The sequence below is a fragment of the Paraburkholderia lycopersici genome (assembly GCF_900096975.1).
In the GTDB taxonomy this organism is placed as follows: Bacteria; Pseudomonadota; Gammaproteobacteria; order Burkholderiales; family Burkholderiaceae; genus Paraburkholderia; species Paraburkholderia lycopersici.
The window spans coordinates 39,390-52,481 of record NZ_FMYQ01000041.1 but is presented as its reverse complement, the minus strand read 5'-3'; the positions used below and the strand labels follow the sequence as shown (position 1 = coordinate 52,481).

Here is a 13,092-nt window from a genome sequence, read left to right as displayed (position 1 = left end):
TTTAAAGAGCATTCGCGAAACCCGCCGTACAACCACTCACTGCCCGGCGTTTTCTGCGTTGCTGCGTCAGCAGCAGAGAAACGAAATTATGAAGAATCTTTTTCGCTTCGTCAACCCCTTTTTTTTAGCGTCACCGCCTGAAGGCTGCTGATCCCGCGACCGCCGGTTTCCGCGGCGGCCTTCACTCGCCCGACGTCCATCACATCGAACAGCGAAGGGGGCGAATCTTAACGCCCCGGCCGCCACGCCGCAAGGGGGAGACGGAAATAATCTCGACCAACATTCCTGTCGATCGCCCCCATGCTTTTACTTATTCTTGAATGCCGCCTTGCGCTTCTCGACGAACGCCGCCATCCCCTCCTTCTGGTCTTCCGTCGCGAAAAGTGAGTGGAACATGCGGCGCTCAAAGTGCACGCCTTCCGCGAGTGTGGTCTCGTAGGCGCGATTGACCGACTCCTTCGCCATCATCACTGCGGGCAGGGAAAACTCACAGATGGTCGCCGCCGCCGCAAGCGTCTCGTTCAGCAGATCGGCGGCTGGAATCACGCGCGACACAAGCCCGGCCCGCTCGGCCTCTTCCGCGCCCATCATCCGCGCTGTCAGGCACAGATCCATGGCCTTCGCTTTCGACACTGCGCGCGGCAGACGCTGCGTACCGCCCGCACCCGGAATGACACCCAGCTTGATCTCGGGCTGGCCGAACTTCGCCGTATCCGCAGCGAAGATCATGTCGCACATCATGGCCAGTTCACAGCCGCCACCCAACGCGAAACCCGCGACAGCCGCAATGATCGGCTTGCGGATCGAGCGGATCGTTTCCCAGTTGCGCGTGATGTAGTCGCCCTTGTACACATCCATGAAGGTATAGCTCGCCATCATGCCGATGTCCGCGCCCGCGGCGAACGCCTTTTCGCTACCCGTAATGACAATCGCGCCCACGCCTTCATCGGCGTCGAATGCCTTGAGCGCAGCGCCCAGCTCGTCCATAAGCGCATCGTTCAGCGCATTCAACGCCTTCGGCCGGTTCAGCGTGATCAAACCGACTTTGCCGCGCGTCTCGACCAACAGATTTTCGTACCCCATAACCCCTCCTTCGATCAAAAAAATCGTCTCAAAAAAAATCTTTCACGCGGAACTTTGACTAATGCTAACATTTGCCAACCAACCGGTCGGTCAATTAATTGGCACGGGCCCTGTCCAACCTCTCTATCAACGTTGCGCCATGACAAATCCGTTGTTCGCCAAACACGAGGGCGCGCTTCAAAAAGCGCTTGCCGCCATCGAGACCCGCGGCTACTGGAGCCCGTTCGCCGAAATGCCTAGTCCCAAAGTGTACGGGGAAACCGCTGGCGCAGACGGCGAAACCGCATTCAAAGCGCATTTGAATCGCCCTTTCGAACTCGACCAGCCGTCTACCGGCGAAACCGTTGGCAGCGAGACCTCGCCGTTCGGCTTCGCGCTCGGCGCGCGCTACCCGAAGTCAACGCCGGACCAGTTGATCGAAGCCGCGCAGAAAGCCCAGCGCGACTGGCGCGCCGCCGGCCCACAGGCATGGGCAGGCGTGAGCCTCGAGATCCTTGAGCGCCTGAACCGCGCAAGCTTCGAGATCGCTTTTAGCGTGATGCACACGACCGGCCAGGCATTCATGATGGCGTTCCAGGCCGGCGGCCCGCACGCTCAGGACCGCGCGCTCGAAGCCGTCGCTTACGCCTACGACCAGTTGCGCCGCATTCCCGCCGACGCGCACTGGGAAAAGCCGCAGGGCAAGAACCCACCGCTCGCGATGCGCAAGCACTTCACCATCGTGCCGCGCGGCACCGGTCTCGTGCTCGGCTGCTGCACGTTCCCGACCTGGAACGGCTACCCGGGCCTGTTCGCCGATCTCGCGACCGGCAACACCGTGATCGTCAAGCCGCACCCCGGCGCGATCCTGCCGCTCGCGATCACCGTGCGCATCGCCCGCGACGTGCTGCGCGAAGCCGGCTTCGATCCGAACGTCGTGACCCTGCTGGCCACCGCCCCCAACGACGGCGCGCTTGTCCAGCAGCTGGCGCTGCGCCCCGAAATCAAACTGATCGACTTCACGGGTAGCACGCAAAACGGCGACTGGCTCGAGCGCAATGCGCACCAGGCGCAGGTCTACACCGAGAAAGCCGGCGTGAACCAGATCGTGATCGATTCCGTGGACGACCTGAAGGCCGCCGCGCGCAACATCGCCTTCTCGCTGTCGCTCTACTCGGGCCAAATGTGCACGGCCCCACAAAACATCTATGTGCCGCGCGACGGCATCCATACCGCCGAAGGCCACGTGAGCTTCGAGGCCGTCGCGCAGGCAATTGCCGGCGCCGTGCAGAAATTCGTGGCCGATCCGGCGCGCGCCGTCGAGGTGCTCGGCGCGATCCAGAACGAAGGCGTGACGGCTCGCATCGACGAAGCCCGCAAGCTCGGCACCGTGCTCGCCGACAGCCAGGCACTGGAACATCCACAGTTCGCCAGTGCGCGCGTGCGCACGCCGCTCGTGCTCTCGCTCGATGCGACCCGAGACGCCGCACAGTTCACGCGCGAATGGTTCGGCCCGATCTCGTTCGTGATCGCGACGGATTCGACCGCGCAATCGCTCAAGCTGGCAGGCGAAACCGCACGCGACCACGGCGCGCTTACGCTTTCCGTCTACAGCACCGACGACAGCGTGATCGACGCCGCACACGAAGCCGCCATCACCGGCGGCGTAGCGCTCTCGATCAACCTGACTGGCGGCGTGTTCGTGAACCAGTCGGCCGCATTCTCCGACTTCCACGGCACGGGCGCGAACCCTGCGGCGAACGCCGCGCTCGCCGACGCCGCCTTCGTGGCGAACCGCTTCCGCGTGGTTCAAAGCCGCGTTCATGTTGAACCGAAAGCGGCTCCCGCGGTAGCCGGCTAAACGGCCTATGCCGTTCGGCCGAAGTGCGGCCGCATGTCCATCCCTCTAGCATGCAAGGCGTGAGTGCATTCTCGTGCTCGCGCCCCAGGAACCCGAGATGACCGAAGCCTATATCTGCGACGCGATTCGCACCCCGTTCGGCCGCTATGGCGGCGCCCTCAAGGACGTCCGCGCCGACGACCTCGCCGCAGTGCCGATCCGCGCACTCATCGAGCGCAATCCCGGCGTGGACTGGCGCGCGCTCGACGACGTGCTCTACGGCTGCGCCAACCAGGCCGGCGAAGACAACCGCAACGTCGCGCGCATGGCGGCGCTGCTCGCGGGCCTGCCCACTGACGCGCCGGGCGGCACGCTCAACCGTCTGTGCGGCTCCGGCCTCGACGCTGTCGGCAGCGCGGCGCGCGCGATCAAGGCGGGCGAAGCGCGCCTCATGATCGCGGGCGGCGTGGAGAGCATGACGCGCGCGCCGTTCGTAATGGGCAAGGCCGCATCTGCCTTTTCGCGCGAAGCGAACATTTACGATACGACGATCGGCTGGCGTTTCGTCAACAAGCTGATGAAGCAGCAGTACGGTGTCGATTCGATGCCCGAGACGGCGGAAAACGTCGCGGTCGAATTCGATATCAATCGCGCAGATCAGGACGCGTTCGCGCTGCGCAGCCAGCAGAAGGCGGCGCGCGCCCAGAAGGACGGCACGCTCGGGCAGGAAATCGTCGCCGTCGAGATTGCGCAAAAGAAGGGGGACCCGTTACGCGTGGCGCTCGACGAACACCTGCGCGAAACCACGCTCGAAGCACTCGGCAAGCTCAAGGGCGTCGTGAAGCCGGACGGCACCGTCACGGCCGGCAATGCCTCGGGCGTCAACGACGGCGCCTGCGCCCTGCTGCTCGCCAACGAGGAAGCGGCGAACCAGTATGGACTGCGCCGCCGCGCGCGCGTGCTCGGCATGGCTACGGCCGGCGTCGCGCCGCGCATCATGGGCATCGGCCCCGCGCCCGCCACGCAAAAGCTGCTCAAGCAGCTCGGCATGACGCTGGACCAGTTCGACGTGATCGAACTGAACGAAGCGTTCGCGTCGCAAGGTCTCGCCGTGCTGCGCACGCTCGGCATCGCCGACGACGATCCACGCGTGAATCCGAACGGCGGCGCGATTGCGCTGGGTCACCCGCTTGGCGCATCGGGCGCACGTCTCGTCACAACGGCACTTTATCAACTGGAACGCACGAAAGGACGCTACGCGCTTTGCACGATGTGCATCGGTGTTGGCCAGGGCATTGCGCTGGCGATCGAACGCATCGAGGCGTAACACACAGCGCACGCAGTATCGAGCTGCCGTGCCAAGAAGCGTAAGCGCGCGGCGGTCCCAGGCGGAAGCCAGCTTTGCATGGGCCGCACGGGCGCTACGGGCCCCGGGCAGGGCTAAAGCGCTAACTCGGGCCGACACCCCAGGGGCGGCCAATCAAGGAGACAACCGATGCCTTACGATGCGATCCGCGTCGAAATCGACGCATCTACCCACGTGGCCACGATCACGCTCAACCGGCCCGACAAGCTCAACAGCTTCACGCGCGCCATGCATCGCGAACTCGCTGCGGCACTCGAGGAAGTCGCCGCTGCCGGCGCGCGCGCGCTGGTGCTGACCGGCGCGGGACGCGGCTTCTGCGCAGGCCAGGATCTCGCCGATCTCGACTTCACGCCGGGTGCGATGACCGATCTCGGCGCGCTCATCGAAGCGCATTTCAATCCGCTGATCAAGCGCCTGCAGGCGCTGCCGATGCCCGTGATCGCGGCCGTCAACGGCACCGCGGCCGGCGCTGGCGCGAATCTCGCCTTCGCCTGCGACCTCGTGATCGCTGCACGCTCCGCGAGCTTCATCCAGGCGTTCGTGAAAATCGGTCTCGTGCCCGATTCCGGCGGCACCTGGTTTCTGCCCAAGCGCGTGGGCATGGCGCGCGCGCTCGGTCTCGCCATGACCGGCGACAAGCTCAGCGCGGAAAAAGCGGAAAGCTGGGGCCTCGTCTGGCAGGTGACCGACGACGCGGACCTCGCGCAAACGGCCGGCGCGCTCGCCGCGCGTCTCGCACAGCAGCCCACGCGCGCGATCGTTGCGACGCGTGAAGCGCTGCGCGCCTCGGCCACGAACACGCTCGACCAGCAACTCGACCTCGAGCGCGATCTGCAGCGCGAGCTGGGCGCTTCGCACGACTACGCCGAGGGCGTCCAGGCGTTCATCGAAAAACGCGCACCGCACTTCGAGGGCCGCTGAGATGTCCGCACCAGTCTCGCAACGCAAGCAGGAGGCCGACATGTCGCCCGACGAACTCGCCCGCGCGGCAGCGCAAGCCATGTACGAAGCCGACGGCTGCACCCGGGCGCTCGGCATGGAACTGCTCGAAGTCCGCGCCGGTTACGCGCGCCTCAGAATGGCCGTGCGCCCCGAGTTCCTCAACGGCCACCAGACCTGCCACGGCGGCATGATTTTCTCGCTAGCGGATTCGGCCTTCGCTTTCGCGTGCAATTCGTACAACGTCAGCACCGTAGCGGCCGGCTGCTCGATCGAGTTCCTGCGCCCGGTCCTGCGCGACGAGGTGTTGACCGCCGAAGCCGTCGAACAGGTGCTGTCGGGGCGCAGCGGTGTCTACGACATCCGCGTCACGAACCGGGCGGGCGAAACCGTCGCGCTTTTCCGAGGCAAGTCCGCACAGATCCGCGGCAATGTCGTTCCAGTCGCAACGTGAACCGGGTTTCCCCTGCTCGATTCCCCACGCGTCACGAGTAAAGTTCTTAAGGTCCAGGAGACACCCATGACTACCACGCTGCCGCTCGAACCCATTGAAACGGCGAGCCGCGACGAGCTTGCCGCGCTGCAACTCGAGCGCCTGAAATGGTCGCTGAACCACGCCTACGAAAGCTCGCCGGTCTATCGCCGCAAGTTCGACGAAGCGGGCGTGCATCCGTCCGAAGTGCAGTCGCTTGCCGATCTCGCGCGCTTTCCGTTCACCACGAAGAAGGATCTGCGCGACAACTATCCGTTCGGCATGTTCGCCGTGCCGCAGGAGCGGATTTCGCGCATCCATGCCTCGTCGGGCACGACCGGCAAGCCGACCGTGGTCGCCTACACGGCGCGCGACATCGACACCTGGGCCAACCTCGTCGCGCGTTCGGTGCGCGCGGCGGGCGCACGCCGCGGCGACAAGGTGCACGTGAGCTACGGCTATGGCCTATTCACGGGCGGCCTCGGCGCCCACTATGGCGCGGAGCGCGCGGGCCTCACAGTCATTCCGTTCGGCGGCGGCCAGACCGAAAAGCAGGTGCAGCTGATCCAGGACTTCCGCCCCGACATCATCATGGTCACGCCGAGCTACATGCTCGCGATCGCCGACGAAATGGAGCGCCAGGGCATCGACCCGGCTACCTGCTCGCTGCGCATCGGCATCTTCGGCGCGGAGCCCTGGACCAACGACATGCGCACAGCCATCGAGAACCGCATGGGCATCACGGCGGTCGACATCTACGGCCTTTCGGAAGTGATGGGCCCGGGCGTGGCCTCGGAATGCGCGGAAACGAAAGACGGCCCGACGATCTGGGAAGACCACTTCTATCCCGAGATCATCGACCCGGAAACCGGCGAAGTCCTGCCCGACGGCGAATTTGGCGAACTCGTCTTCACCTCGCTCACGAAGGAAGCACTGCCCATCATCCGTTACCGCACGCGCGACCTCACGCGTCTCTTGCCGGGTACGGCGCGCACCATGCGCCGCATGGAGAAAATCACGGGCCGCTCGGACGACATGCTGATTATTCGCGGCGTGAACGTGTTCCCCACGCAGATCGAGGAACTGCTGCTCAAGCAGCCCGCGCTCGCTCCGCACTACCAGATCATCCTGACCAAGGAAGGTCCAATGGACGTAATGACGCTCAACTGCGAGCCGTGTCCCGAAGCCGCACCCGACTACGGCGCGCTCGACGCAGCGCGCGACGCGCTCGCTTATGACATCAAGGCGCTTATCGGCGTGACGGCGCAGGTCAACGTGCTTGACGTGAACGGCATCGAGCGCTCGGTCGGCAAGGCCAAGCGTGTAATCGACAAGCGGCCGAAGTAACGGCACGCGGCGGACAACGCCGCGCGAAGCAAAGAAAAAGCCGGCGCCGCCGGCTTTTTCACTTCACGTGCATGGCCAAGCGCCCCTTCACGAGTTCGGAAACAGCAGCCACATGCGGCCACCCTGCTTCATCTTGCCGGCCAGATCGCCGGCGTCGTCGCCCAAGCCCCAGAAATAGTCGGCGCGCACGCCGCCCTTGATCGCCGTGCCCGTGTCCTGCGCGAACACGAGCCGGTTGAGCGGCATGTTCGTGAGCGGCCGCGTGGTCTGGAGAAACACCGGCGTGCCGAGCGGGATCGACGCTGGATCGACGGCAATCGAGCGCTCCGGCGTGAGCGGCACGCCAAGCGCCCCGATCGGGCCATCTGATCCGCCTTGCGAGTCGCCCTCGTTCGACGCCATCTCGCGGAAGAACACGAAACGCGGATTGGTGTCGAGGAGCGCATCGACGCGTGTCGGGTTCGCGCGCGCCCAGGCCTTGATGCCCTGCATGGTCGCCTGCGCGGGCGTGAGCTCACCGCGGTCGAGAAGCCAGCGCCCGATCGATTTGTACGGCTGGTTGTTGGTGCCGCCAAAGCCCACGCGCATCACGCTGCCGTCTTCCATCACGATGCGCCCCGAGCCTTGCACCTGCAGGAAGAACGCTTCGATCGGATCGTCGACCCAGACGAGCTCGTTGCCGTTGAGCACGCCCGAGCGCTCGAGCTGCGCGCGCGGAGGCAGCGCGGCGCCCGCGCGATAGCCGGACGGCCAACGATAGAGCGCCGTCTGATAGATACCGTGACGCGTACGCGAACCGTGCAGCAACGGCTCGTAATAGCCGGTCACGAGGCCGTCGACCGTACCGTCGTTGTTGGCGAACTGATAGGGCGTGAAATACGTTTCGAAGAATGCGCGGGCGCTGGAAGCGTCGAGGTCGTCGAGCTGTGTGGCGGCCGAGCAGGCGCGCTGCCAGCGCGGATCGCGCGCAAGGCGCGTGCAGTTCGCGCGCAGCGCCGACGTCACGCCGATCAGCGAGTCGTCCTGCCAGCCCGGCACCTGCTGCCAGGCAACCGGCGTGAGGCGCTGCGCGGCAAGCTGAGAGGGCAGCGTGGGCGCGCCCTTGGGCGGCGCGTTGCGCACATAGCTCGGGCCGCCGCATGCGGCAAGCAAAGTCGCCAGCGAAACGGCGACCAGCCAGCCGCCCGCGCGCCGAAGTGTCGAGCCCGCGCGATATCGCGCCTTTGTGAATCCCGGCATCACCGGAGAATCGGCAGCGGAATCGACGCCACAATCGCGCCTACAATATTGGCTCTCGATGGATGCCGCCATGTCAGAACTGCTCGACGAATACCCGATGCTCATGTTTGGTCTGGAAGCGCTCCTTGCGCTGTTCCTGCTGGTTTTCATCGTTGTGTGGACCGCGTCGGGCAGGAAGAAACAAGCCTCGCGCGACAAGCGGCGTCAGGACTAGCAGACCCCGGATTCGCGCGGCGGTTCAATGGAGTGTGCGCGGCATGCGCAGTACGAATTCGGACACGGGCGCCTCGAAGCGCTCGGCGTCCTCGGCCACGCAGAAGTACTCGCCGCGCATGGTGCCCACAGGCGTCGCGATCACGGCCCAGCTCGTGTACTCGAACTGCTCGCCGGGCTTCAAAAGCGGCTGATGGCCGACCACGCCGAGCCCCTTGACTTCCTGCACGTGATTTTCGCTGTCGGTGATGACCCAATGGCGCGCGATGAGCTGGGCGCTCACCTGACCGGTATTGCGGATGGTCAATGTGTACGCGAAGGCGTATTGCCGGCGCTCCGGGTCCGATTCTTCGGGCAGGTAGCGCACCTGCGACGTCACGCTGAATTCGTACTGGCTCATCCTTGTTCCAATCGCCCGGGTGCGGCCGCCGGGTCCGTTGTCTAAAACGCCCGCGCAGCAAGGCGCTCGCGCACGCGCCGCGACGCGCGGCACATGGTTTGGCATTCTGCTTGATGCGACGAGCCCCCGCAACCCGGCACGGCCCTCGGCGCCGATACGCACTACCTGCCCGGCGCCGCGCCCCGCTGACGCTAAAATACGGCTTTTCCGACAGTTTTCCGATTGCAGCCATGACGCAATTCCGCATCGCCCCCAGCATTCTCTCCGCCGACTTTTCGCGTCTTGGCGAGGAAGTCCGCAACGTCGTCGCGGCTGGCGCCGACTGGATCCACTTCGACGTGATGGACAACCATTACGTGCCGAACCTTACGATCGGACCGCTCGTGTGCGAGGCGATCCGCCCGCACGTGAACGTGCCTATCGACGTGCATCTGATGGTGCGCCCGGTCGACCGCATCGTGCCCGATTTCGCCAAGGCCGGCGCGAACCTCATCAGCTTCCATCCGGAAAGCTCGGACCACATCGACCGCACGCTCTCGCTGATCCGCGACCACGGCTGCAAGGCCGGCCTCGTGTTCAACCCGGCCACGCCGCTCAACTACCTCGACCACGTGATGGACAAGCTCGACCTCGTCCTCATCATGTCGGTGAATCCTGGTTTCGGCGGCCAGTCGTTCATTCCCGAGGCGCTCAACAAGCTGCGTGAGGCGCGCGCGAAGATCGACGCCTATACGGCGCACACGGGCCGTGAGATTCATCTCGAAGTGGACGGCGGCGTGAAGGTCGACAACATCGCCGAAATCGCGGCGGCCGGCGCGGACACCTTCGTGGCGGGCTCGGCGATCTTCGGCAAGCCCGACTACAAGGCCGTGATCGACCAGATGCGCGCGCAGCTCGCGGGCGTGGCGCCCGAAGCCAACGCAAAATGAGCGCCCCCCTCCATTTCGACGCGCCGCGCATCGAAGCGGCGCTGATCGACCTCGACGGCACGATGGTCGACACTGCCGACGACTTCGCCGCGGGCCTGAACGGCATGCTCGCGCAGCTCGACGCCGAAGAAACGACGCGCGAGGAAGTGATGGGCTACGTCGGCAAGGGTTCGGAGCATCTGATCAAGAGCGTGCTCGCACCGCGCTTTCCCGCCGACGACGCCCAGGCACGCTTCGACGAGGCGCTCGCGCTGTACCAGGACGAGTACGCGAAGATCAATGGCCGCCACACGCATCTGTATCCCGATGTCGAAGCGGGCCTTGCCGCGCTGCGCGACCAGGGCATCAAGCTCGCGTGCGTGACCAACAAGCCGCACCGCTTTGCGGTCGAGCTCTTGCGGCAATACGGTCTCGCGCGGTATTTCGAAGTCGTGCTCGGCGGCGACAGCCTGCCGAAGAAAAAACCCGATCCGCTGCCGATGCTTACCGCGTGCGAGCGCCTCGGCGTGAAACCCGAGGCCGCGGTCGCGATCGGCGATTCGGAGAACGACGCGATCGCGGGCCGAGCGGCCGGCATGGCCACGCTCACGGTGCCCTACGGCTACAACCACGGGCAACCTGTACAAAAAATTGAATCGGATGGTATAGTTGCCTCGCTGCTCGACGCCGCCAAGGCGGTCGCAGCGCACAATAATCTGACTTAAGTTCTCAACTGAACGTCAACTATCTCATGTTTCTGAATAAAAAACGGAGTCTGAGCAGCATCGACCGGGGAGCCTGGCCCTGGCGTCGCTGGTCGCGCTAACCTCAACCGAGGTTCGCTGAAGTCGGGTCAACATTCGTCTTCGGCACCGTTTTTTACTTCGCTGCGCACTCGCGCGTGTCTCGACTCTAAACTGTTGCGGTAAACCGTCGGCGGGTCTGGCCGCTGGCTTTCGTTGTCCTTGCGTGTCGTTTCGCCGTTCGCGGCGAGGTGCGCGAGGCGCGAGCGCCTACGCCCCTTGCCGTCGCCCCACCGTACACCGGCCCGGCAAACGCTTTCGGCACTACGCGTTTTTCGGGCCGCACGAGCGAGCGCCAGCGGCCATCAAGCACTCAAAAACACACGCCTCGCGCTCGCCTCGCGCCCCTTTTTGAGCCGCACTGGGCCCGCACCCGACGCCGCGACCGGCAGCACGAACAGGATCGGAACATGACCGAACTCGAATTTCAGTCTCTCGCCAACGAGGGCTACAACCGCATCCCGCTGATCGCCGAAGCACTCGCCGATCTCGAAACGCCTCTCTCGCTGTACCTCAAGCTCGCGCAGCCCGAGCGCGGCGGCGCCAACTCGTTCCTGCTGGAGTCCGTGGTGGGCGGCGAGCGCTTCGGGCGCTACTCGTTCATCGGCCTGCCCGCTCGCTCGCTGATCCGCACGCGCAACGGCGTCTCCGAAGTCGTGCGAGACGGCAAGGTGATCGAGACGCACCACGGCGACCCGCTGGCATTCATCGCGCAGTTCCAGGCGCGCTTCAAGGTCGCGCAGCGTCCCGGCCTACCGCGCTTCTGCGGCGGCCTCGCCGGCTACTTCGGTTACGACGCAGTGCGCTACATCGAGAAGAAGCTCGCCGACACGGCCCCGCCCGACGACCTCGGCCTGCCCGACATCCAGTTGCTGCTGACCGAGGAAGTCGCCGTCATCGACAATCTCGCGGGCAAGCTCTACCTCATCGTCTACGCCGATCCGCAGACGCCCGAGGCCTACACGAAGGCCAAACACCGCCTGCGCGAGCTCAAGCAACGCCTGCGCACGACGGTGCAGCCGCCCGTGACCTCGGCGAGCGTGCGCACCGAGACGTTCCGCGAATTCAGGAAGGACGATTACCTCGCCGCCGTGCGCAAGGCGAAGGAATACATCGCAGCGGGCGAGCTGATGCAGGTACAGGTCGGCCAGCGCCTCATCAAGCCGTATCGCGACAATCCGCTCTCGCTCTACCGCGCGCTGCGCTCGCTGAACCCGTCGCCGTACATGTACTACTACAACTTCGGCGAATTCCACGTGGTGGGCGCATCGCCGGAGATTCTCGTGCGCCAGGAACAGCGCGGCGAGGACCGCATCGTGACGATCCGTCCGCTCGCGGGCACGCGCCCGCGCGGCAACACGCCCGAGCGCGACGCCGAACTCGCGACCGAGCTGCTCAACGACCCGAAGGAAATCGCCGAGCACGTCATGCTGATCGACCTCGCGCGCAACGACGTGGGCCGCATCGCCGAGATCGGCTCGGTGACCGTGACGGACAAGATGATCATCGAGAAGTACTCGCACGTGCAGCACATCGTGAGCTCCGTGGAAGGCAAGCTCAAGCCCGGCATGAACAACTTCGACGTGCTGCGCGCCACCTTCCCCGCCGGCACGCTCTCGGGCGCGCCGAAGGTGCGCGCGATGGAGCTGATCGACGAGCTGGAGCCCGTGAAGCGCGGCCTCTACGGCGGCGCGGTCGGCTACCTCTCGTTCAACGGCGAGATGGATCTCGCGATCGCCATCCGCACCGGCCTCATCCACAACGGCAATCTGTACGTGCAGGCCGCGGCGGGCATCGTCGCCGATTCGGTGCCCGAGTCCGAATGGCAGGAAACCGAGAACAAGGCGCGCGCCGTGCTGCGCGCCGCCGAGCAGGTGCAGGACGGCCTCGACAGCGACTTCTGAGCGGAGAAAAGACCATGTTGCTCATGATCGACAACTACGATTCGTTTACCTACAACATCGTCCAGTACTTCGGCGAGCTCGGCGAAGACGTCCGCACGTATCGCAACGACGAAATCACCCTCGACGAGATCGCGAAGCTCAATCCCGGGCGCATCTGCCTCTCGCCCGGGCCGAGCAACCCGCAGCACGCGGGCATCACGCTCGACGTGCTGCGCGAGTTTTCCGGCCGGATTCCGATTCTCGGCGTGTGCCTCGGCCACCAGGCGATCGGCGAAGCGTTCGGCGGGCGCGTCGTGCGCGCGAAGACCATCATGCACGGCAAGGTGAGCCGGATCGAAACCGACGGCCGCGGCGTGTTCGCCGACCTGCCGAAGCACTTCAACGTCACGCGCTACCACTCGCTCGCCATCGAGCGCGAGTCGCTGCCCGACTGCCTCGAAATCTCGGCGTGGGCCGAAGACGGCGAAATCATGGGCGTGCGTCACCGCGAACTTGCGGTCGAAGGCGTGCAGTTCCATCCGGAGTCGATTCTTTCGGAGCACGGTCACGCGCTCTTCGAAAACTTCCTGAAGCAGACCCAAAGTGCTTGATACGGAGGC

At 65.1% G+C, this 13,092-nt stretch carries 12 protein-coding genes; 9 read left to right on the top strand and 3 right to left on the bottom strand.

Features of this window, described 5'->3' with window-relative positions:
- Positions 1-306: 306 nt before the first annotated feature.
- The gene (locus BLU17_RS29805; RefSeq protein ID WP_092005564.1) at positions 307-1,083 is read right to left on the bottom strand and encodes an enoyl-CoA hydratase; all 777 of its coding nucleotides are present in this window, start codon (positions 1,081-1,083) and stop codon (positions 307-309) included.
- Positions 1,084-1,222: 139 nt separating this feature from the next.
- Here BLU17_RS29805 and paaN point away from each other — a divergent pair, with 139 nt between their 5' ends.
- From paaN to paaK, 5 genes are all read left to right on the top strand, one after another.
- A complete protein-coding gene (gene paaN / locus BLU17_RS29800) occupies positions 1,223-2,923 on the top strand; it encodes a phenylacetic acid degradation protein PaaN (protein ID WP_092005560.1) in 1,701 nt (566 codons plus the stop codon).
- Between the two features lie 97 nt (positions 2,924-3,020).
- Positions 3,021-4,229 (top strand): 3-oxoadipyl-CoA thiolase, encoded by a 1,209-nt coding sequence (gene pcaF, locus BLU17_RS29795; protein ID WP_092005556.1) that lies wholly within the window; start codon positions 3,021-3,023, stop codon positions 4,227-4,229.
- A gap of 168 nt (positions 4,230-4,397) precedes the next feature.
- Positions 4,398-5,189: a 2-(1,2-epoxy-1,2-dihydrophenyl)acetyl-CoA isomerase PaaG gene (gene paaG, locus BLU17_RS29790; RefSeq protein ID WP_092005553.1), complete on the top strand. Its 792-nt coding sequence runs from the start codon at positions 4,398-4,400 to the stop codon at positions 5,187-5,189.
- A 1-nt stretch (position 5,190) separates the two neighbouring features.
- On the top strand, positions 5,191-5,661 hold the full coding sequence (paaI, locus tag BLU17_RS29785; protein ID WP_245747076.1) for a hydroxyphenylacetyl-CoA thioesterase PaaI: 471 nt from the start codon (positions 5,191-5,193) through the stop codon (positions 5,659-5,661).
- 66 nt (positions 5,662-5,727) lie between these two features.
- Complete coding sequence (gene paaK / locus BLU17_RS29780) at positions 5,728-7,026, top strand: phenylacetate--CoA ligase PaaK (RefSeq protein WP_092005550.1); 1,299 nt, start codon at positions 5,728-5,730, stop codon at positions 7,024-7,026.
- Positions 7,027-7,113: 87 nt separating this feature from the next.
- Here the strand turns inward: paaK and mltA are convergent, their stop codons facing one another.
- Positions 7,114-8,415 carry a murein transglycosylase A gene (mltA, locus tag BLU17_RS29775; RefSeq protein ID WP_092005547.1) on the bottom strand — a complete coding sequence of 434 codons (1,302 nt, stop codon included), beginning with the start codon at positions 8,413-8,415 and terminating at the stop codon, positions 7,114-7,116.
- 88 nt (positions 8,416-8,503) lie between these two features.
- Positions 8,504-8,878 carry a Co2+/Mg2+ efflux protein ApaG gene (gene apaG / locus BLU17_RS29770; RefSeq protein ID WP_092005544.1) on the bottom strand — a complete coding sequence of 125 codons (375 nt, stop codon included), beginning with the start codon at positions 8,876-8,878 and terminating at the stop codon, positions 8,504-8,506.
- A 230-nt stretch (positions 8,879-9,108) separates the two neighbouring features.
- Between apaG and rpe the strand changes: the two genes are divergently transcribed.
- From rpe to BLU17_RS29750, 4 genes are all read left to right on the top strand, one after another.
- Complete coding sequence (gene rpe, locus BLU17_RS29765) at positions 9,109-9,807, top strand: ribulose-phosphate 3-epimerase (RefSeq protein ID WP_092005541.1); 699 nt, start codon at positions 9,109-9,111, stop codon at positions 9,805-9,807.
- On the top strand, positions 9,804-10,511 hold the full coding sequence (locus tag BLU17_RS29760; protein ID WP_092005538.1) for a phosphoglycolate phosphatase: 708 nt from the start codon (positions 9,804-9,806) through the stop codon (positions 10,509-10,511). The genes rpe and BLU17_RS29760 overlap by 4 nt, the downstream gene beginning before the upstream one ends.
- A gap of 488 nt (positions 10,512-10,999) precedes the next feature.
- Positions 11,000-12,493 (top strand): anthranilate synthase component I, encoded by a 1,494-nt coding sequence (gene trpE / locus BLU17_RS29755; RefSeq protein ID WP_092005534.1) that lies wholly within the window; start codon positions 11,000-11,002, stop codon positions 12,491-12,493.
- 14 nt (positions 12,494-12,507) lie between these two features.
- Positions 12,508-13,083 (top strand): aminodeoxychorismate/anthranilate synthase component II, encoded by a 576-nt coding sequence (locus tag BLU17_RS29750; RefSeq protein ID WP_092005531.1) that lies wholly within the window; start codon positions 12,508-12,510, stop codon positions 13,081-13,083.
- Positions 13,084-13,092 lie beyond the last annotated feature (9 nt).

Excerpts from the sequence above, each read along its gene's own strand:
- BLU17_RS29805 (WP_092005564.1), bottom strand. The coding sequence starts at position 1,083 with ATGGGGTACGAAAATCTGTTGGTCGAGACGCGCGGCAAAGTCGGTTTG.
- paaN (WP_092005560.1), top strand. The coding sequence starts at position 1,223 with ATGACAAATCCGTTGTTCGCCAAACACGAGGGCGCGCTTCAAAAAGCG.
- pcaF (WP_092005556.1), top strand. The coding sequence starts at position 3,021 with ATGACCGAAGCCTATATCTGCGACGCGATTCGCACCCCGTTCGGCCGC.
- paaG (WP_092005553.1), top strand. The coding sequence starts at position 4,398 with ATGCCTTACGATGCGATCCGCGTCGAAATCGACGCATCTACCCACGTG.
- paaI (WP_245747076.1), top strand. The coding sequence starts at position 5,191 with ATGTCCGCACCAGTCTCGCAACGCAAGCAGGAGGCCGACATGTCGCCC.
- paaK (WP_092005550.1), top strand. The coding sequence starts at position 5,728 with ATGACTACCACGCTGCCGCTCGAACCCATTGAAACGGCGAGCCGCGAC.
- mltA (WP_092005547.1), bottom strand. The coding sequence starts at position 8,415 with ATGAAAACCAGCAGGAACAGCGCAAGGAGCGCTTCCAGACCAAACATG.
- apaG (WP_092005544.1), bottom strand. The coding sequence starts at position 8,878 with ATGAGCCAGTACGAATTCAGCGTGACGTCGCAGGTGCGCTACCTGCCC.
- rpe (WP_092005541.1), top strand. The coding sequence starts at position 9,109 with ATGACGCAATTCCGCATCGCCCCCAGCATTCTCTCCGCCGACTTTTCG.
- BLU17_RS29760 (WP_092005538.1), top strand. The coding sequence starts at position 9,804 with ATGAGCGCCCCCCTCCATTTCGACGCGCCGCGCATCGAAGCGGCGCTG.
- trpE (WP_092005534.1), top strand. The coding sequence starts at position 11,000 with ATGACCGAACTCGAATTTCAGTCTCTCGCCAACGAGGGCTACAACCGC.
- BLU17_RS29750 (WP_092005531.1), top strand. The coding sequence starts at position 12,508 with ATGTTGCTCATGATCGACAACTACGATTCGTTTACCTACAACATCGTC.